This window comes from Anaerostipes rhamnosivorans, from assembly GCF_005280655.1.
Lineage (GTDB): Bacteria > Bacillota > Clostridia > Lachnospirales > Lachnospiraceae > Anaerostipes > Anaerostipes rhamnosivorans.
Window position 1 is genome coordinate 565,940 of the sequence record NZ_CP040058.1, and the last position, 18,391, is coordinate 584,330.

The window sequence follows — 18,391 nt, forward strand, 5'->3', positions numbered from 1 at the left end:
GGCAGCAAATGCAGAGAGAAAAGATGAGGTTTTCTGTACTGACAGAGAAAGGACATGCAGAGGTCAGGGAGAGAAAACTGCCGGAAATAGGGAGTAACCAGGTGCTGGTAAGACAGCTGGCATGCAATATCTGTACGACAGATTACGGACAATGGCTGGGGCTCAGGGAGCATCAGGGTTATCCTATGGCCGGAGGACATGAGGGGTGCGGTGTGATCGAGATCCTGGGACCGGACGTCAAGGATTTTGCAGTGGGGGATTATGTTTCAATCGCTTATGACGGCTGCGGGGAATGTGAGCCGTGCCGCCGCGGAGATGTGCTTCACTGTACCGGTATGTCAGGCGGTCAGAGGTCAGAGGATGGCTATCTCGGCAATTTTGGCTTTGCGGACTATTGTGTTAGGAATACCAGAAGCCTGATCAAAATGAATCCGGAGCTTAAGCCGGCGGAAGCTGCATTTCTGGAGCCTTTGGCTACGGTCGTAAAGGGTCTTAAAAAGCTTCAAGTCAGACCTATGGAAACAGTGGCAGTCATTGGGGCAGGCACCATGGGACTTTTAAATGCACTGGCGGCCAGAGCAAACGGGTGCAGGGTCCTTGTCACAGAACTGATGGAAAAGAAGCTGAAAACGGCGGAAGCTATGGGGTTTGAGACCATTGATGCAGGGGCTTGTGATCCGGTGGAAGCGGTGAAAGAGCTGACTGGTGGAACTGGAGCCGATGCAGTCATTGTTGCCGTAGGGATCACGGCCGCCAATGACCAGGCGCTTGCTATGGTAAAAGAAACTGATGGCAGAATTCTGTTTTTCGCGGCAGGGTATCCGGCGCCGGAGCTGAAGATTGATTCTAACATTCTTCATTACCGCAGACTGGAATTGTTCGGTACCTTTGCCGCAGATTCCATTGACTTTTTTACAGCAGGGGAAATGTTAAGCTCTGGGACAGTGGATGTGTCAAAGCTGGTGGAGCCAGAAACATTTGCGCTGGATGATATACAGGAGGCATTCCGGCATGCGTCTGAGCCTGGGAGGTATAGAGTCAGTGTTCGTTTAAATGAATGAGTTATCGTGGGAAGCACGCCCACCTGAAGGGTATAAAATGCGGTGTGCCCTGTGGGTATGAGTTATCTAGCACTGTCTCTGCCGATGATAGGAGACCTTTCCAAAGCCGGATGGAGATAACGGAGAAAAACTATTTTTATGCGGCAGGAAATCTCTTTCAAAACTAACTATTTGTCATGCCCTCTTCACCTGATATGAAAAAGAATCTGTTTATTATATAATTATGTGACAGGGGGAGAAGGAAAGTGGGAAAAAAGGGATTATTACTGGGATTGTTACTGGCTCTTGCGCTGGCAGTGACCCACGGTACCATGCTGGCGGCAAAAACAGAGGAGTCTGAGGCGGAAACAACAGAGCAGCTTTTAACGGACAACATAGGTACAACGGAAGAGAATACGGCGGAAACAACAGAAACTACAAATGTGATCACAACAGAACAGAATAAGAAGCCAGAAAAAATTGAGATGCAGACAGGAAAAACAACCAAGAAGAAAATGGCGCAGGCTCCGCTAAAGAAGACAGCAGATGGGCAGACACTTTTGGATGTAAGCGCGGGAAGTATCGTGATCAAGAGTACCGGGGCTTCCGGGGGCGGAATAGCAGATGAGACAAGCCTGAATCCAAAAGGATACCGGATCACCGGCAGTACAACGACAAATAATGTGGTGGTAGAAAAGGGAGTCACTACGGATCTCACCCTGGATAATGTGAGCATCACGAATAATGCAGCAAAGAAAAACTGCATAGATGTCTCCCACGCCAATGTTACGATTACGTTGGTGGGCGACAACATGCTTTCTTGTGGTATGATAGGATATGGAGCTTTAGTGAAGGACGGAATGGACGATACAGAACTCACGATACAATGTGAGAATATAAAAGAGGGACATCAATGCAAAAAAAATGATTGTGGTTCTCTGGACGTGAAGGGTACAGTGTTACATGCCACAGCAATTGGAAACAGCAATGTGAAGAAGGAAAAACCACAAGAGACCGGAGTTGCAAACTTAATCTTTAAAGGTGGTATCATCAATGCAAATGCAGGAGAACATATATGCGCAATCGGTGCAGCGTGCGGCTCCGGTGACTTTGGAGGCTACGCAAAAAATATCCGCATAGAGGGAGGAATCATAACTGCTTTAGGCGGGGAATATTGTGCTGGAATTGGAGGAAGTTTTGCCTGTAAAGTTGATGGAATCTATATTACAGGAGGTACTGTCTATGCCTCAGGAGGGCAAAATTCCCCGGGAATTGGTTCAGGTGGTGGCATAGACTATGCTTATCCTTCCGGAACTTTCGACATATCAAATATCGTGATCAGTGGCGGGGATACAGTGGTGAAAGCTGTTGGGGACAAAGCCACAAACATGCCAGGAATTGGCTGCGGAAAACCAGACGATAATCCCAACAATCCTGGAGTGGCAACAAATGTTGTTGCCTATCCCAATACCGGATATCAGGGTTATATACAAGACGGAATTTCAGAGACGGAATATAGTTTTAGCAAGGAATCACCATTTCAGGAAAAACAGAATATCAAAGTAGACAAGTATTTTACCATGGTTTATTTCGGACCATTTCGTGATGAAAATAAGATTGATCCTGTTACAAGCGAACAGATGGGAGCCAATCATATCATTAGCAAAACCGGAGGGAATGCTTTTACGGAAGCACAATTAAAGGAATTAGCTAAAACTAATGGAAAAGACAAGGATGGAAATGCTTTTTCTGTGAATGATTTTCTGCTGACGGACAATTCTCAGATAGAAGCCATCAATGAAGCCAAGGTAAAAGGAAAAACCGGGGATTTTCTCTTGACGATCTCCACGGCAAATAAAACCAACGTTACGATCACCGTGTCTCTCAGGGGAAACGGGATTGATGCGGCCGGAGATAGTGACGGGAGTGCTTTTGAGATGATTGGAGCCAATGATATTAAAAAAGAAACCGGAGGAAGTGCTTTTACAGAAAATGAACTAAAACAATTATGTGATGTCAAAGGAAAAGACAAAGATGGGAATAACTTTGAGCTGAAAGACTTTAAGATCGATGAGAACGAATTAAAGGCTTTAAATGAGGCAAAGGTTAAGAAAAATACAGGGAAGTACCCGCTGACCTATCAAACACCGGACGGAGAGAGTGTGACAGTGGAAGTTTTACTTACAGGGACAGTGGAGGTGGCTTTTGATACGGACGGGGGAAAAGAAGTTCCTGGAAACCAGAAGATCGACAGCGGAAAACAAATAACGAGGCCAGAAAATCCGAAGAAACAAGGTTACATCTTTGAAGGCTGGTACTACATAAACAAAGACGGTAAGGAAGCCGAGTGGAATTTTGAGGACCCTGTTTATGAAAATATGACGCTGAAAGCCAAATGGAAAGAGGAGCCAAAGACTGAGGCGGCTTCAACAACAGGGACAACAGCAGAGGAAAAAACTACGAAAGCAGCATCCACGGTGGAAAAAGAGAGCACGGACATACCAGACTGGGAATACAGTAAACGGGAAAGATCGGTAAAGACAGGGGAAACGGTTGCTAAAACTGGTGACCAGGCTAAAATTCCACTTTTTATTACTGTGTTAGGCATTTCACTCGCAGGAATTGTATTTGTCAGCAGGAAGCAAAAGAAATAAACATTCTAACAGTAAATCAGGAAGCCGGCACCGCCATATATAATCAGCGGTGCCGGCTTTGTAATTATGTAATGTAGGAGCTTAAAGTTATTCCATAACTCCCACTTCATCCGGCACGATCACGTCCGCCTCTGTGCAGGCAAGAATGTCGTCCACCGTATAGCCGGGAGCAACTTCTCTGAGGACGAGGCCCTCGTCTGTCACCTCAAAATAGCACCGTTCGGTTACGATATCAGTGACACATTTAGCTCCGGTAAGAGGAAGTGTACATTTTTTAAGAATCTTTGAAGCACCGTTCTTCTCGCAGTGATCCGTGGCAACAATGATTTTTTTCACTCCGGCACAGAGATCCATTGCTCCTCCCATGCCTGGAGCAAGCTTGCCCGGGATCGTCCAGTTGGCGATATTTCCTTCCTGATCAACCTGCAGAGTTCCCAGTACGGTGGCATCCACATGGCCGCCTCGGATGAAAGCAAAAGAAGTCGTGTGGTCACAGATGCTTCCGCCTTTGATAATAGAAGCGGGCTGTCCCCCGGCGTCGATGATATCCGGGTCAGCATCCTCCCATTTTGGGGTGGAGCCACAGCCGACAATACCGATCTCAGCTTCCAGCCATAGCTCTACACCTTCAGGCAAATAATTGACACACATCATAGGAATACCGATTCCTAAATTTACAAAATCCCCGTCTTTGAAAAACTTTGCACAACGGGATGCGATCAGTGCACGTCCTGTAAGTTCCGCCATTACTTTCCACCTCCTTCTGCTTTTGCCCTCGCACGCTGCCACATAGGGCAGAAAGGTTTCTTTTCACCAGTTCTTACATAAACCATATCGGTGATAGGAGCAGGCACGTCAATCTCATCAGGTCCCAGTTCTCCAACTTCGACCAGCTCTTCAACCTCAACAATGACAATGTCTGCGGCAAAAGCCATATAACTGTTGGTGGCTCTTCCAGTGTAACGGAAAGCAAGATTTCCGATGGTATCAGCTTTCCACGCCTTAATCAAGGCGACATCCGCATGGAGCGGAAGTTCCAGCAGATATTCCTTGCCGTCTATGGTCAATTTCTGCTTTCCTTTTTCAATATCCGTACCCACGCCGGTGGGGGTAAGGCAGCCGCCAAGGCCGGCTCCGCCGCAGCGGATTCGTTCTGCAAAAGTACCCTGGGGGACAAACTCCACCTTTAAATCACCTGCGAACATTTGGTCCCGGGCTTCCGGGTTTAAACCAATGTGAGTTGTGATGAGCTCCTTTACCAATTTTTCATGGATCAGCCTTCCAAGTCCCTGGTCAGGCATGCCGCCGGAGACAGCTATAGCCGAAATGTCTTTGACACCCTTTTCCAACATTCCAGTAATCAGCTCTTCGGCAGAGTGTTCTCCATGCCAGTCTCCAAACATGATCGTCTGTCCGTCATGGATTTTTGCGATTGCTTCTTCCTTGGTCACTACTTTTGAGATCAATCTCGTTACCTCCTTTCAGTGCAATGCCTATTTCCCCTGGAATTTAGGTCTCCGTTTTTCCATAAATGCGGAGCAGCCTTCCTTGAAATCTTCCGTATTGGAACACTCATGCTGTGTCGGAATTTCTACATCCTCTAAATAGCGCTCGTAATCAGAGAATGCGGCAGCATAGATCTGCTTTTTAACATTCTTATAAGATACCTGAGGGCCGGCGGCCAGCCTCTTAGCAAACTTGGCAACTTCCGCATCCAGATCTTCCTTTGTTGTGACCTTGTACACGAAACCAAGATCTTTTGCTTCCTGTGCGTCTACGGGACGTCCGGTTGCACAAAGTTCCATTGTCTTCTTTTCACCGATCTCTTTTGCCAGGAGATAGGCACCGCCGGTATCCGGGACAAGTCCGATGTTTGAAAAAGCCATGATAAACTTTGCGTTGTCTGCCGCAATGATAAGATCACCGGAAAGGGCAAGGCTGAAACCTGCACCTGCCGCCGCGCCGCTGACTGCCACGATCACCAGCTTGCTCATGGATTTCAGGCCGTTGGTGACTTTGCCGACCTTGCCGATGAGTCCATCCATATTTATCTCACCGCCGCTTTTGATCAGATCATAAAAATAACCGATATCACCTCCGGCTGAAAATGCTTTCGGCGCTCCTTTCAGTACAACGACCCTGGCATCCGGATCTGCCTCAGCCTTTTCAACAACATAGATAAGTTCATCTGCCATCTGTTCATCAATGGCGTTCAGGTTCTTAGGATAGTCCATCGTTATAGTCGCAATTCCGTCTGCCACATCATAATGCAGTTTCTGAAGTTCCATCGCAAACCCTCCTTTTATGGGGCATTTCATTGTCTGGATACGATTGAAAAAATCCTCCTTTCTCATCTGTATTGATACCTATATTTTACTCTTAATGACAGATAAAAACAAGAATAATCAGACTATTTATATTGCTATTATAGTGTTATTTGTTTTGATAAAAAGCTTCTATTTTTAGTATACTAATAACAAAAAGCTAAAAAGGGAGAAGGACAGTGAACGACAAAGTGTATGAATATGAATCATTAATTTATAAGGCAGGTGAGACTGGCGGTGCCTATGTAATATTTCCCTATGATATCAGGGAAGAATTCGGCCGCGGAAGGGTAAAGGTACATGCCACGTTTGACGGTGAACCGTATGATGGAAGCATTGTAAATATGGGAATTAAGAATAAGGACGGTACGGTCTGTTATATTATCGGCCTGAGAAAGGACATCCGCCAAAGGATCGGAAAGCAGCCGGGAGACCATGTTTTGGTGAATGTAAAGGAAAGGGAGTAGAACAAAATGGAACAACAGAAAGTTTTTCAAATCAGTTTTTCCAAAATATATCCTCTTCTCGTGAACAAAGCTATAAAAAAGGGACGGTATAGAGAAGAAGTGGATGAAATTATGAGTTATTCACCACTATTTCCGTCGCGCTTTTGAAATGCGCTCCTCCAATAGTGGTGAATAACTTTCGAAAAGTGGCTCCTTTTTGACAGAAGCCCTTCTCCAGCAGACATTACGTCCATTTTCTACATGATTGGAGTGAGGCATTCTAAGAGCCGAACGGAAATCATGTGGAAAATGTCATACGATGGCATACAGTTTACAGCCAGAAAGAATTGGAAGAGATTCTTGAAAAGCCAATCAGTTATAAGGAATTTTTTGAAAAAGCACCGCAACTGAATAAACATAGAATTCTTATAAAAGGTACTATATGCGGTGTAAGGGTAGAGGAGGTTAAGGACCCTCTGATGCGGGAAATTCGATATCTTGACAAGCTCATTGACAAGCTGGCCAGAGGAAAACCAATGGATAAAATACTGCGGAATTAAATCTCATTCTGTTATTAGTCGTCCAGCAGGGAGGTTCTTATGAGAAAATGTATTCACTGTGAAGAACAAATTTATCTTGAGGATACAGGAGAGATTATGAAATAAGGAAAAAATAACAGACACGGGTACACCCCGTGCCTGTTGCTATTCAACCGTAATCTCTCCACAGATAAGCTGAAAGCTCTCGGTGACCATGCCCAGATAGTCTTCGTCTACCAGGACGACCAGTGTGTCTCCGGAGTGTACAACGGTGCTTCCCTTGGCGATGATCTCATCTTTGCCCCGGCTGATGGTGACGATGAGGCAGTGCTCTGGCCATGCCACGTCTTTGATCTTCTTTCCCACGGCAAGGCAGGTTGTTCCGACGACAAAACTGGAGAGTACCTTTCCTTCTGCCGCGTCCGTTGTCTTTAATCCCTTTTTTGCGAGGATGCGGCCGAGAAGGCTCTCATAGATTGGCTCGCTTTTCAGGAGGTGGGCGATGACATAGGCTGTCAAAGACACCACAGCCAGAGAAAGGAAATGTTCAAAGGTACCTGTCATCTCCGCGATCAGAATAACGCCGGTGATGGGAGCTCTGACAATGGCAGTAAAAAATCCGGCCATGGCAAGGATAATAAAATTAATGATATAGTCCTGGCTGATGCCTGTAAGTTCTGTGACAGAGGTTCCGTAGATAGAGCCGATGTAGGCGCCCAGGATCAGGAGTGGGAAGAAGATACCTCCCGGTGCTCCGGAGCCAAAGCTGACAGCTGAAAACAAAAACTTGCCGATGAGCAGAAGTACCATAGTCCCGATCAGAAGATGCCCGGTCTCCAGGCGTTCGATCATGGCATGCCCTCCTGCAAGAACAGAAGGAAGGCAGTAGCACAGCACACCCGATACAAGAAACGGGATCACAGTCCTGTACTCTGGTTTTAGGAAGGATAGTTTTTTGTAGACATCCTGTCCTTTCAGCATGACCCAGTTATATAGAGCACCAGCTGCCCCCAGAATGATCCCCAGCAGGATCAGCAGGCCGTAATACTTTAACGGAAGGGCATACTTCAGCCTGAATTCAAACACGGGAGATAAGCCGAATACATTTTTTGATATAAAATCTGAAGTCAGCGCTCCGGCAGTGACACAGACCAGCATGGAGCTGTTAAAATTCTTCTGGATCTCTTCCAGGGCAAACATGATGCCTGCAAGAGGCGCGTTAAAGGCGGCCGCAAGACCAGCCCCGGAACCGCAGACCTCCATGATGCGCTCCTTTGTCTTGCTCTTTTTGGTAATTTTGGCAAGTCCCTTGGCAGCCATGGCACCAAGCTGCACCGAAGGGCCTTCCCGTCCGAGAGACAGCCCTCCTATGATGGACAGGGTTCCGCCGATGATCTTGGTGATCAAAACACTGATCCAGTTCTGGCTGATATAGCCCTTCATTTCCCCCTGTACCTGGGGAATACCGCTTCCGGAGCACATATCGTCCCACTTGACCAGCCGCCCCACGATCAGCCCAAGGGCCACAAGGACGATAAACCAGCCGGCTATGTACAAGGCATTTCCTTTTGTAAAGTCTATGATACGGAATAAAAGAGATTCCGCATGGTTTAATAAAATACGGTAGATGACGGCAATGCAGCCGGCAAATAACCCCACTAACAGTCCTTCGAACACAATAGACACGGACAGTGCGTGGGGATTTTCCATCTTTGAAGTTTTCATATATGACAATCCTCCTTTGTCAATTCCATTTTATCACAAGATGTGCGAAAGAAAAAGCAGTCAGGCCATTTACAAGGTTTGCAAAACGGGGCCTGATAGTTTATAATACACACGTATATTATAAAGAAATTTAAGCAACAGATTGGAGAACAAAGTATGCCACCGATTACAAATGACTGGGCGGAGCATCTGAAAGAGGAATACAAGAAGCCGTATTACAAAAAACTGTATCAGACTGTGACTGCCGAGTATGCCGCAAAAAGTGTATTTCCGCCGGCAGATGATATTTTCAATGCTTTCCACCTGACCCCGTTAAGCAAGGTGAAAGTGGTGATCTTAGGCCAGGACCCATACCACAATGTGGGGCAGGCCCACGGGTTGTCATTTTCCGTAAAGCCGGGAGTACAGACGCCGCCGTCCCTGGTCAACATTTACCAGGAACTGCACGATGATCTGGGATGCTACATACCAAACAACGGATATCTCACAAAATGGGCTGAGCAGGGAGTTCTGCTCTTAAACACCGTACTGACTGTCCAGGCCCACAAGGCCAATTCTCACAAAGATATCGGATGGGAAGAATTTACCGACGCCGCTATCCGCATCTTAAATGAGCAGGACAGGCCCATCGTCTATCTGCTGTGGGGAAGGAATGCCCAGAATAAAAAATGGATGCTCACGAATCCAAAGCACCTGGTGCTGGAAGCTCCGCATCCGAGTCCGTTTTCTGCGTCCAGAGGATTTTTTGGATGCCGGCATTTCAGCAGGACTAATGAATTTTTGACAGAGCACGGCATTGAGCCGGTGGACTGGCAGATCGAGAATATTTAGGAGTAAGGCATGAACAAAATTGTTTTTTTAGACATCGACGGCACCCTGTACTGTGACGGGATCGGAATCCCGGATTCAGCTTTAAGGGCAGTGGACCAGCTGATAAAAAACGGATGTAAGGCAGTGCTCTGTACTGGAAGAGCCTACGGCATGGTACCAGAGTCCTATATGGAACTTGGGTTTCACGGCATGATCGCGGCGGCCGGGGCCCATGTGATCTGTGGTGGAAAAGAACTGTGCAATGACCAGATATCCGATGAGAATCTGCACAAGGTCATAGACTATGGCAGAGAAAACGGCATCGGCATTATCCTGGAAGGGGTCAAGGGCAGTTATTACGATCCCAATAACCAGGATGAGCACTATCTGAAGGTGGTAGAGCGGCTGAGACAGACAACAACTCCGCATATCTATCCGTTGGAACAGGCTGAGAAAGTGAATAAATGGACCTATCACCATATGGATCCGGGCGCTAAGAAATTTGTAGAAGAGATGACAGAAAACACCATGACCGGAATTATACATAAAGAAGTGGATTCTGTGGAATTTATCCCCGCAGGGCTCAATAAAGCCACCGGGATCAGAATGGTGCTGGATCATTTTAAGATCGACCGCAAAGACAGTTATGCGTTTGGGGACAGCGCCAATGATATCGAGATGCTTAACTATGTACAGTATGGAGTTGCCATGGGAAATGCAGTGCCTGAACTGCTTAGACAGGCCGAGTATAAGACGGAGCCGGCGGACAAGGACGGACTGGCTCTGGGGCTTAAACGTCTGGGGCTGATCGGGTAGGAGCTGCCTATGAAAAAAGTACTGAAAGCATTTGCTACAGTCCTTCTGCTGGTTCTGGTCTTTATGATGCCGAACATGGTATCAACCATCCAGAGCAGCATCCATCAGAAGGAACAAAAGAAAATCGTCACGGAGGTAAAGAAGACCCACAGAGACCTCTTTGAGACAAAATACGGATACCAGAATCTTTCCCAGGAGGGAAAAAGGATCTACAGCCTGATGTATTACGGCATTTATAACTGGAAGAAAGAAATCGAGATTGAGCAGGTGACGACAAAGCGCATGGAAGACATCCTAAAGCAGATGGAAGCCGACTGTCCGGAACTGTTCTGGTTTGATTTCACCGGAAATATTAAATGGAAAACATCGGGCACCAAGAAAAATGTGGTCTTTGTGCCGCATTATATTTTCACTGAGAAGCAGGCAAAACAGTACGATATGAAGTTGCAGAAGAATCTGAAGCGGTATCTTTCCTATGCCGATCAAAAAGATACAGAATATGAAAAAGCCTACACAGTCTACGAGCATTTGATCAAAGGGATCACTTACCGGGAGGGCAGCAAGTACAACCAGAACCTGATCAGCGGTCTGGTCCATGAAGAAACGGTGTGTACAGGATATGCCAAAAGCCTGCAGTACATTTACCAGAAGATGGGGATCCGGTGCCAAATGGTCTATGGAAAAGCAAATGGACAGAACCATGCATGGAACCTGGTCAGGATCGACGGAGTCTACTGCTATGTGGACCCTACATGGGGAAGCAACAACCAGCATATGTCCAGGGGCTTTTTTGGAATGACGCAGACAGAACTTTTGAGAGGACACACACTGGACAAGGGACTGAAAGTTCCTGAGTGCAGTTCCACAAAAAACAACTATTATGTCAGGCAGAACCATCACTATAAAAAGTTTGAGCTCGGAAAGATCTATAACCAGCTGTGTGAGCAGGAGAAACAGGGGCAGATCAGCTTTCAGCTGGGAAGCCGGAAGGAATATGAGACTGCATACGACCAGCTGATTGTGGAGAAGAAGATCTTCACATTATTAAAAAGAGTTCCGTCCATAGGGACAAAACACATGGAAGTGACTTATTATACGGACCGTCAGTTATACATTATGACATTTAATTTTAAAGAGGAATCATGAGGATAAACATATGAAAAAATTTGCGAAACGATTACTGGTGATGCTTACGGCAGTCGTGCTGGCCACAGCGGGAACTGTGCCTGCCAAGGCAGCACAACGGGGCCTTGCCACCAAGGAAGATACGAAAGCGGATAAGCCTTCCATCAACGGGGTATGCGGGATACTGATGGACGCCAAGACCGGGAAGATTCTCTATGCTAAAAATATTGACAAGAAAAGCTATCCGGCCAGCATCACCAAGATCCTGACCACTTTGGTAGCCTTAGAAAATAATGACGATCTATATTCCACAGTGAAATTCTCCAGCTATGCTGTCAACAGCATTGAGCCGGGAAGCACTCATATCGGCATTAAGGCAGGGGAGGAGATCCCCCTGATCGATGTTTTATACGGCATTATGCTGGAATCGGCAAACGAGGCCTGCAATGGGGTTGCGGAACACACTAGCGGGAGCATCAAAAAGTTTGCTGCCCTGATGAACAAAAAAGCCAAGGAGATCGGATGCAAGGGATCTCATTTTATGAATCCGAACGGGCTCCACAATGACAAACACTACGTGACAGCCAGGGATATGGCATTGATCACAAAAGCGGCCCTTCAGAATCCTATGTTCAGAAAGATCGCATGTTCCTCCCATTACTTCATGTCTGGAACAAATAAAGAAAAGAAGGGCAGAGAACTCTGGAACCACCACAAGATGGTGAAACAAACCATGTTTTTGTATAAAGGCGTGGAGGGCGGAAAGACTGGTTATACCACCAGGGCCGGCGGAACACTGGTAACATTTGCGAAGCGCGGAAACACAGAGCTGATCTCTGTCATCCTTCGGGGAAATGGATACGAACTGTACCGGGATACGATCAAACTTTTTGATTATGGGTTTAAGAACTATAAGTCTGTAGCTCCGTTTTCAGGTTTGAACTGCGATCTTGCACAGACACAGGAAAACCCGGTGACCCAGATGGCATGCAGGATAGCTCCATATCAGCTTCCTCTGGGCGGCAATTTAAGTGACTTCTCAGTACTTTTGACAAAGGATCAGAGTCCTTCCAATCTGCAGGTTTACACTGAAAATAATAAAATCTATGCTTCCTATGACGGGGAAGATCTGGGATCAACCCCGATCAGCTATTAGCATTCTAGAACGAAAAAACAGACGGACACAATGTTGAGCCGTCTGTTTTTTACTTCATGAGAAGAACTTGTTATTGTAGATCCTGCCGCTGTACAAGGATATTTAATGCTTCTGGAACTATAGAGATCCTGACAGGCAGCCCTTCGCTTAAGATCTCGCCATCATAGTCAATGGCGATCTCGCTGTCCGCGGAAGCCTGTTCTATGAAAATCTCCTTTGTCTGAAAGTATTCTATGGATGGATGATTCTGATGGCTGCCCTGGAGCCATTTGACGATCAGGTCTGGAGTGGTCAGAAACTCAATCTTCTTTAGGATCAGAACATCCAGATAACCGTCGGAGACTGAAGCTAATGGAGCCGCTGTAGGGAATCCCCCCACGCTCTTTGAATTCGCCACCAAAAAGACCATAGTCTCGGTTGTGTCGGAGAATTCATTGCTGGTATATTTAAGCACCATATTTTTGGAGAACTGTTTCGGGAGTTCTTTGATGCCCTCCAGATAGTAGGCCATCTTTCCAAGGACAGCTTTCTTATCCTTCGGCACTTTGTAGGCGATATCTGTGAGCAGGCCTCCTGCCAGAACGTTAATGAAATATTCATCGTTGACCTTACCAATGTCTACTTTTTTTGACTGGAAATTCTGAATCATCTTGCAGAATTCCTGTGCGGTCTGGGGCAGATTCATGTAGGTGGCAAAGTCATTGACGGTCCCTGCGGAAATGATGGCAAGAGGGATATTGCTTCCACTGGTCACAAGCCCGTTGGCCACTTCGTTGAGTGTACCGTCTCCTCCAACGGAGACCACATAGTCGTACTCGCCCGGTTTTAATTCTGCTGCACGGTATTTTGCATCATCTTTTTTCTTTGTATAAAAAACATCAATGGATGATGTGATCTGCTTTAAGATTAGTGTTGACATGATTTCCTGCAATGTAGCTTCAACATTCTGTTTCCCTGATGAGGGATTGATGATAAATAAGGCTTTCATGAGATCCTCCTTGTTATAATTTACTTAAAGTTTACCATAGAAAGGGCTGGGTCGCAATGTGCAAAAAATGTGCTTACAATGATTTCCGCTTGTATTTGGAAAAGATTTATTCTAAAGTGAAAGGTGAACGAAAGAGAAAGGTTAAGGAGAGATGAGGGACGAGAATTACTATAAAGACCTATGCCCATATGTGGAGAGGGCAAAGCAGGGGGATGAGAAAGCATTTGAATATCTGTACCGCCATACATACGACCAGGCCAGGCTGTTTGTGCTCAATTTCTGCGGAAATGTCACGGAGGCCGAGGACATTCTCCAGGATGTTTTCATGGACATTTACCGGAATCTTTCGTCACTGAAAGATAACATGGCTTTCTGTGCATGGCAGAGACAGATTGCCTACCGGTGCTGTCTGCGCCATGTGAAGAAAAACAGTCAGAGCGATGTTCTTGGAAATGAAGTGGTCGATTTGATCCAGAGTGTATCATCCAAAGAAGCGGAACCCCAGGATGTGATCCTGGAGGACGAAAAGACGAAGATTCTCTACCAGTGTATTCAGAGTCTGCCGGATAAACAAAGGGCGGCTATTATATTAAGCGCGCTAGAACAACTGAAAATGAAGGAGATTGCCGAGATCATGGACTGCAATGTAAACGCAGTCAAGAATCTTTTGTTTCACGCACGTAAAAACCTTAAAAAGCAGATCGAAAATCTTCCCAAAGCAGATCGGGAGGCGCTGAAGCTCCGAGGATTCGGATTCTTTACGCTGTATCCGCTGCTGAGGGGTTCTTTGCCACTGACTGGCAGTAATGCTGGAAAAGGGGCAGTGATCATCAAGAAAGCAGTGCTTGGCGCAGCGGTCGCAGTGGGAGTGGGAACCGCCAGCTTTGTAATGCTTCAAGAGGACCCTCTTCCGTCAGCAGACTTTGGGGGGATTGAGACTCCAGAGGTGGAGTTGGAGACCAAAGGGCTGGAAGGGATCAAGATTCCCAAGAAGCCCAAACCGGTTGTAAAAAAAGTGGTTCCCGCATCGATCCGCAGCGTGCAGGTGGAGAAAAAGACAAAGCGTCTTGCCATCTACGTGGCTGGGGACGTAGACTATGAAAAGACCTATGCGGCATCAAAAGCCGGAAAGCGGCTTGGGGGCCTGACCTGTGATACGGGTCAGGGAATTCTTTATCTGCCTTCTAAAACGGATACCTTTCGCCTGCATCTGATGGATAAAGCGGGCAACGAGCGGATATTTGAATTTGATAAGGATTAAGAGATATATAGTTTTAAAATTCAAGGCAGCTGGAACAGGAATGTTCCGCTGCTTTTTGTCTAACTTTTTTTCTTTCGTGTTTGTCTTATAAGGTCAATTAATATGATACCAGGATTGTCCGATAAAGAGTGCACTTGAGGGCAGAAGAAAGGAAGGAACGAGAAATGAAAAAACAATGGGTGAAACGTCTGGCCGCGGTTTCCCTTACCGTTGTTGTCGGAACCGGGTTGGGAACGACGCTGTGGGCACAAGGAGAGGAAAAAGATGTAAATTTGGGGGGGGGGGGTACGAAGTTCAAAAAACAACCTCTAACGAAGATAAAGAAGACCGCTCAGAGATAACAGAAGAAACATTTCCTGCAGAAACAGAAATGAAACAGCAATTGAAAAAAGGAATCGGCATCTCAGAGAAAAGTACTGCAAAAAAGAGGGCAGCAAAAAAAGAGAATGTAGTCAATGCTTTTGCTGAAAATGGACAAACCAAGCTGGATGTAAGCAAAGGAGATATCCGGATTACTGCCAATGGAGCAGTTGGGGGAGGACTAGCAGAAAATGAGACAGAATTGAATGAAAAAGGGTATTGGATAACAGGAACGACAACTCTCTATAATATTGTCGTGGAAAGAGGTGTTACGGCTAAAATAACGCTCGATCATGTTGATATTACCTGTGCAACTTCAGACTGTATCAATGTATCACACGCTGACGTTATTATCACACTCATAGGAGATAATCATCTTCTCTGTACTCAGGTAGAAGCAAGCAATGCACTGACGAAAGATGGAATGGACGGCAGCCTGACTCTTCGATGTGAATCATCGGGACAAAAAAATCATAGGTGTGATGATTCCTGCGGGTCACTGATAGCAAAAGGAGAGGGAGTGCATGTTGGGGCAATAGGAAGCAGTATTAAAAACCGAAAGACATCCGGAGAGTCCGGATTTTCAGATTTTACGATTCAGGGAGGGAATATTGAGGCCCTGGGAGGACTGCATTGTCCCGCTATCGGTTCTGCATGTTGGACAGAGGCATACACTGGTGCTTATACAAAAGATATCTATATAACAGGAGGAAACGTAAAAGCGATCGGTACAGAATTTGGTTCGGGTATTGGATCAGGATATGGAAATAAGGTGGAGGGCATTTATATATCGGGTGGAACTGTGGAGGCTCAGGGCGGAGCGAATGCTCCAGGGATCGGCGCATCCACCGGAGATGGCTCAGTCAGCAAAACCACGGAAAATGTCTGTATCACCGGCGGGGATACAGTTGTAACTGCGATCGGTGACTCAGCGACAGGTATGCCTGGAATAGGCTCTGGTTCTGGGAAACAGTACGTTTCCAATGTCACGGCAGAACCAGATGACAAATATCAGGGATATATACAGGATGGAGTATCTTTGACAGATTATACGTTTATGGATGGAACCCCGTTTCAGGAAAAGACAGATATCAGGGTAGAAAAATTTTATACACAAGTATATTTTGGCCCATTCCGGGATGCCAACGGAATTAATAAGGGTACGAAAGAACAGATCGGTGCCAATCACGTGATAAGTAAAACCGGAGGAAAAGGTTTCACAGAAGAACAAATATTTATACTTGCAAAAGTGACCGGGAAACAGTCAGACGGACAAAATTTTTCTGTTGACTCATTATCTTTGTCCGATCAGGAACAGCTAAAAAAGATCAATGAAGCAAAAGCAGCAGGTAAGACAGGAGATTTCCCATTAACTTTTACTACGCCCAATGGCACTGAAGTGAGTGTGGTGATCTCGCTACGGGATGACGGCACTGATGCGGAAAAGTTTGATCCAAATAATCCAACTGTAACTGTAGGAGCCAATGATTTTCAAAAAGAAACCGGCGGAAGTGCATTTACGGAAGAACAGGTAAAAGAATATGGACAGCTCAAAGCGAAAGATGAAAATGGAAACAACATTGAATTAGATGATTTTACGGTGGACAAAGAACAATTGGATAAGATCAATGAGGCGAAGACTTCAGGAAAGGCCGGAGAATTTGAATTGACATACGAAGCTCCGGATGGAACTAAAGTGACAATTACTGTTGGGTTGACAGGGGAATACGATGATCTTACAGAAAATACTGAAAACGGTGAGATGATTAAAGGGAAGAATGTCATAAGCAGGACCGGAGGAGATGCTTTTACAATAGATCAAATAAAAGAACTGACACAGGTGAAAGCGGCAGATAAAGATGGAAATGAAATCCCAAAAGAGCAGCTGGAACTTGATGATGAAAATCAGCTGAAACTAATCAATGAAGCAAAAAAAGCTGGAAAAACGGGAGACTTTCCTTTGACTTTTCAGACACCGGGAAAAACAAAAGTAACAGTGACGGTCTTTTTGCGGGATAGTGGAGCAGATGCAGGAGATTATGGACCTGATTCTGGTTTTTCATTCATAGGAGCCAATCATGCGGTTTCAAAGACCGGCGGAAATGCATTCTCCACAGATGATATCAGGAAGTTGTGTAAAGCAGCTGGGAAAGACAAGAATGGCGATAATACACCGGTGATACCCGACCAGAAACAATTAGACGTTATCAATGCGGCAAAGACATCCGGGAAAACAGGAAGTTTCATCCTGTCTTTTTCATTAAAAGACGGAAACAAAACTGAGGTTACAGTTACATTGACTGGAACTCATCAGGTATCATTTGATACAAAAGGAGGCCATAATACACCTGAAATTCAGCATATTGATGGCGGCAGCTGTGCCACGAAACCTAAAGATCCTGAAAAGGCAGGATACATATTTGAGGGTTGGTACTATATAGAGGATAGTGGAACAGAAAGAAAGTGGGATTTTAATACGCCCATACATCAGGATATCGTACTGACAGCAAAATGGAAGACAGCGCCCAAACAAAATACAGAAACTACCGAGACGGAACAAAAGAATGGGAAAAAGGCAAATACTGTATCAAAAAAAGTTCCAGATAAGAATAACAACAAATGGAAGTACAAGGAAGTATCTCATAGTAAAAATAACAGCGGACGAGTAGCAAACACCGGCGACAACCGAGAAGGTGTCTGGATCTTGGGAAGTATAGCAGGCATAACCGGTGCAGGTATCTGGTTTTGGAAAAGAAAAAAATGTAATAGATAGTAAGCAGGCAGCCGAACAATTTGGCTGCCTTTTTGATGTGTTTCGATTTTATCTGAAAGCTGTCATCATTATCTAACCATCAGGAACGATACTAACTCTTATAATGAATTTGTTTACATGATATATTTTGTCTTAGGAAGTGCACTTGTGGACAGAAGAAAGGACGGAGGGAAAAATGAAAAAACCATGGATGAACCGGCTGGCAGCGGTTTCATTGATCCTGGCAATGGGAACTGGAACGATTGTAAATGCTAAGGAAGAGGAAATGACTGGAAATCCGGGGGGGGGTACGAAATACAGCAGATAACCCCGAATGAAACATCTGAAAAACCAGCCGATACGGATGAATCAGAACCAGCTACAGCCACTGAAAA

Annotated in this window: 18 protein-coding genes; 13 read left to right on the forward strand and 5 right to left on the reverse strand. The window is 45.7% G+C overall.

All coding sequences use genetic code 11. The annotated features are described in order from the left end of the window. Nucleotides 1-8 precede the first annotated feature (8 nt). Complete coding sequence (locus tag AR1Y2_RS02840) at nucleotides 9-1,061, forward strand: zinc-dependent alcohol dehydrogenase (protein ID WP_137327606.1); 1,053 nt, start codon at nucleotides 9-11, stop codon at nucleotides 1,059-1,061. A gap of 245 nt (nucleotides 1,062-1,306) precedes the next feature. Further along, the gene (locus AR1Y2_RS02845) at nucleotides 1,307-3,694 is read left to right on the forward strand and encodes an InlB B-repeat-containing protein (protein WP_243118832.1); all 2,388 of its coding nucleotides are present in this window, start codon (nucleotides 1,307-1,309) and stop codon (nucleotides 3,692-3,694) included. An 87-nt stretch (nucleotides 3,695-3,781) separates the two neighbouring features. On the opposite strand, the gene AR1Y2_RS02850 is transcribed toward AR1Y2_RS02845, so the two are convergent. Genes AR1Y2_RS02850 through AR1Y2_RS02860 form a run of 3 tightly spaced genes read right to left on the reverse strand, consistent with a single transcriptional unit; the run spans nucleotide 3,782 to nucleotide 5,982 of the window. Beyond that, on the reverse strand, nucleotides 3,782-4,441 hold the full coding sequence (locus tag AR1Y2_RS02850; RefSeq protein ID WP_137327607.1) for a 3-oxoacid CoA-transferase subunit B: 660 nt from the start codon (nucleotides 4,439-4,441) through the stop codon (nucleotides 3,782-3,784). After that, nucleotides 4,441-5,160 carry a CoA transferase subunit A gene (locus AR1Y2_RS02855; protein WP_137327608.1) on the reverse strand — a complete coding sequence of 240 codons (720 nt, stop codon included), beginning with the start codon at nucleotides 5,158-5,160 and terminating at the stop codon, nucleotides 4,441-4,443. The genes AR1Y2_RS02850 and AR1Y2_RS02855 overlap by 1 nt, the downstream gene beginning before the upstream one ends. Before the next feature lie 27 nt (nucleotides 5,161-5,187). Continuing rightward, nucleotides 5,188-5,982, reverse strand: coding sequence for an enoyl-CoA hydratase/isomerase family protein (locus AR1Y2_RS02860; protein WP_137327609.1), 795 nt, complete (start codon nucleotides 5,980-5,982; stop codon nucleotides 5,188-5,190). 215 nt (nucleotides 5,983-6,197) lie between these two features. Here AR1Y2_RS02860 and AR1Y2_RS02865 point away from each other — a divergent pair, with 215 nt between their 5' ends. The 3 genes from AR1Y2_RS02865 to AR1Y2_RS02875 all read left to right on the forward strand — a co-directional run bounded on the left by AR1Y2_RS02865 (nucleotide 6,198) and on the right by AR1Y2_RS02875 (nucleotide 7,024). Then, nucleotides 6,198-6,485 carry a DUF1905 domain-containing protein gene (locus AR1Y2_RS02865; RefSeq protein WP_137327610.1) on the forward strand — a complete coding sequence of 96 codons (288 nt, stop codon included), beginning with the start codon at nucleotides 6,198-6,200 and terminating at the stop codon, nucleotides 6,483-6,485. 6 nt (nucleotides 6,486-6,491) lie between these two features. Next, nucleotides 6,492-6,632, forward strand: coding sequence for a DUF2200 family protein (locus AR1Y2_RS18295; protein ID WP_137327611.1), 141 nt, complete (start codon nucleotides 6,492-6,494; stop codon nucleotides 6,630-6,632). Nucleotides 6,633-6,766: 134 nt separating this feature from the next. Continuing rightward, nucleotides 6,767-7,024 (forward strand): DUF2200 family protein, encoded by a 258-nt coding sequence (locus tag AR1Y2_RS02875; RefSeq protein ID WP_137327612.1) that lies wholly within the window; start codon nucleotides 6,767-6,769, stop codon nucleotides 7,022-7,024. Between the two features lie 144 nt (nucleotides 7,025-7,168). Here the strand turns inward: AR1Y2_RS02875 and AR1Y2_RS02880 are convergent, their stop codons facing one another. Continuing rightward, entirely contained in the window at nucleotides 7,169-8,728 is a 1,560-nt protein-coding gene (locus tag AR1Y2_RS02880) for a ClC family H(+)/Cl(-) exchange transporter (RefSeq protein WP_137327613.1), read from the reverse strand. Between the two features lie 156 nt (nucleotides 8,729-8,884). Here AR1Y2_RS02880 and ung point away from each other — a divergent pair, with 156 nt between their 5' ends. The 4 genes from ung to AR1Y2_RS02900 are packed head-to-tail and all read left to right on the forward strand — an operon-like array spanning nucleotide 8,885 to nucleotide 12,635. Then, nucleotides 8,885-9,559, forward strand: coding sequence for a uracil-DNA glycosylase (gene ung / locus AR1Y2_RS02885; protein WP_137327614.1), 675 nt, complete (start codon nucleotides 8,885-8,887; stop codon nucleotides 9,557-9,559). Between the two features lie 9 nt (nucleotides 9,560-9,568). Further along, nucleotides 9,569-10,354: a Cof-type HAD-IIB family hydrolase gene (locus AR1Y2_RS02890; protein ID WP_137327615.1), complete on the forward strand. Its 786-nt coding sequence runs from the start codon at nucleotides 9,569-9,571 to the stop codon at nucleotides 10,352-10,354. Between the two features lie 9 nt (nucleotides 10,355-10,363). Further along, complete coding sequence (locus tag AR1Y2_RS02895; protein ID WP_137327616.1) at nucleotides 10,364-11,500, forward strand: transglutaminase domain-containing protein; 1,137 nt, start codon at nucleotides 10,364-10,366, stop codon at nucleotides 11,498-11,500. 10 nt (nucleotides 11,501-11,510) lie between these two features. Beyond that, nucleotides 11,511-12,635: a D-alanyl-D-alanine carboxypeptidase family protein gene (locus AR1Y2_RS02900; protein ID WP_137327617.1), complete on the forward strand. Its 1,125-nt coding sequence runs from the start codon at nucleotides 11,511-11,513 to the stop codon at nucleotides 12,633-12,635. A gap of 70 nt (nucleotides 12,636-12,705) precedes the next feature. On the opposite strand, the gene AR1Y2_RS02905 is transcribed toward AR1Y2_RS02900, so the two are convergent. Next, entirely contained in the window at nucleotides 12,706-13,623 is a 918-nt protein-coding gene (locus AR1Y2_RS02905) for a diacylglycerol/lipid kinase family protein (RefSeq protein ID WP_137327618.1), read from the reverse strand. A 151-nt stretch (nucleotides 13,624-13,774) separates the two neighbouring features. Here AR1Y2_RS02905 and AR1Y2_RS02910 point away from each other — a divergent pair, with 151 nt between their 5' ends. The 4 genes from AR1Y2_RS02910 (at nucleotide 13,775) to AR1Y2_RS18135 (ending at nucleotide 18,324) form a co-directional block, all read left to right on the forward strand. Further along, a complete protein-coding gene (locus AR1Y2_RS02910; RefSeq protein WP_137327619.1) occupies nucleotides 13,775-14,884 on the forward strand; it encodes an RNA polymerase sigma factor in 1,110 nt (369 codons plus the stop codon). A gap of 164 nt (nucleotides 14,885-15,048) precedes the next feature. Continuing rightward, on the forward strand, nucleotides 15,049-15,225 hold the full coding sequence (locus AR1Y2_RS17960; RefSeq protein ID WP_243118833.1) for a hypothetical protein: 177 nt from the start codon (nucleotides 15,049-15,051) through the stop codon (nucleotides 15,223-15,225). A gap of 29 nt (nucleotides 15,226-15,254) precedes the next feature. Then, nucleotides 15,255-18,017 carry an InlB B-repeat-containing protein gene (locus AR1Y2_RS02915; RefSeq protein WP_243118834.1) on the forward strand — a complete coding sequence of 921 codons (2,763 nt, stop codon included), beginning with the start codon at nucleotides 15,255-15,257 and terminating at the stop codon, nucleotides 18,015-18,017. 175 nt (nucleotides 18,018-18,192) lie between these two features. Next, nucleotides 18,193-18,324, forward strand: coding sequence for a hypothetical protein (locus AR1Y2_RS18135; protein ID WP_282432130.1), 132 nt, complete (start codon nucleotides 18,193-18,195; stop codon nucleotides 18,322-18,324). Nucleotides 18,325-18,391 lie beyond the last annotated feature (67 nt).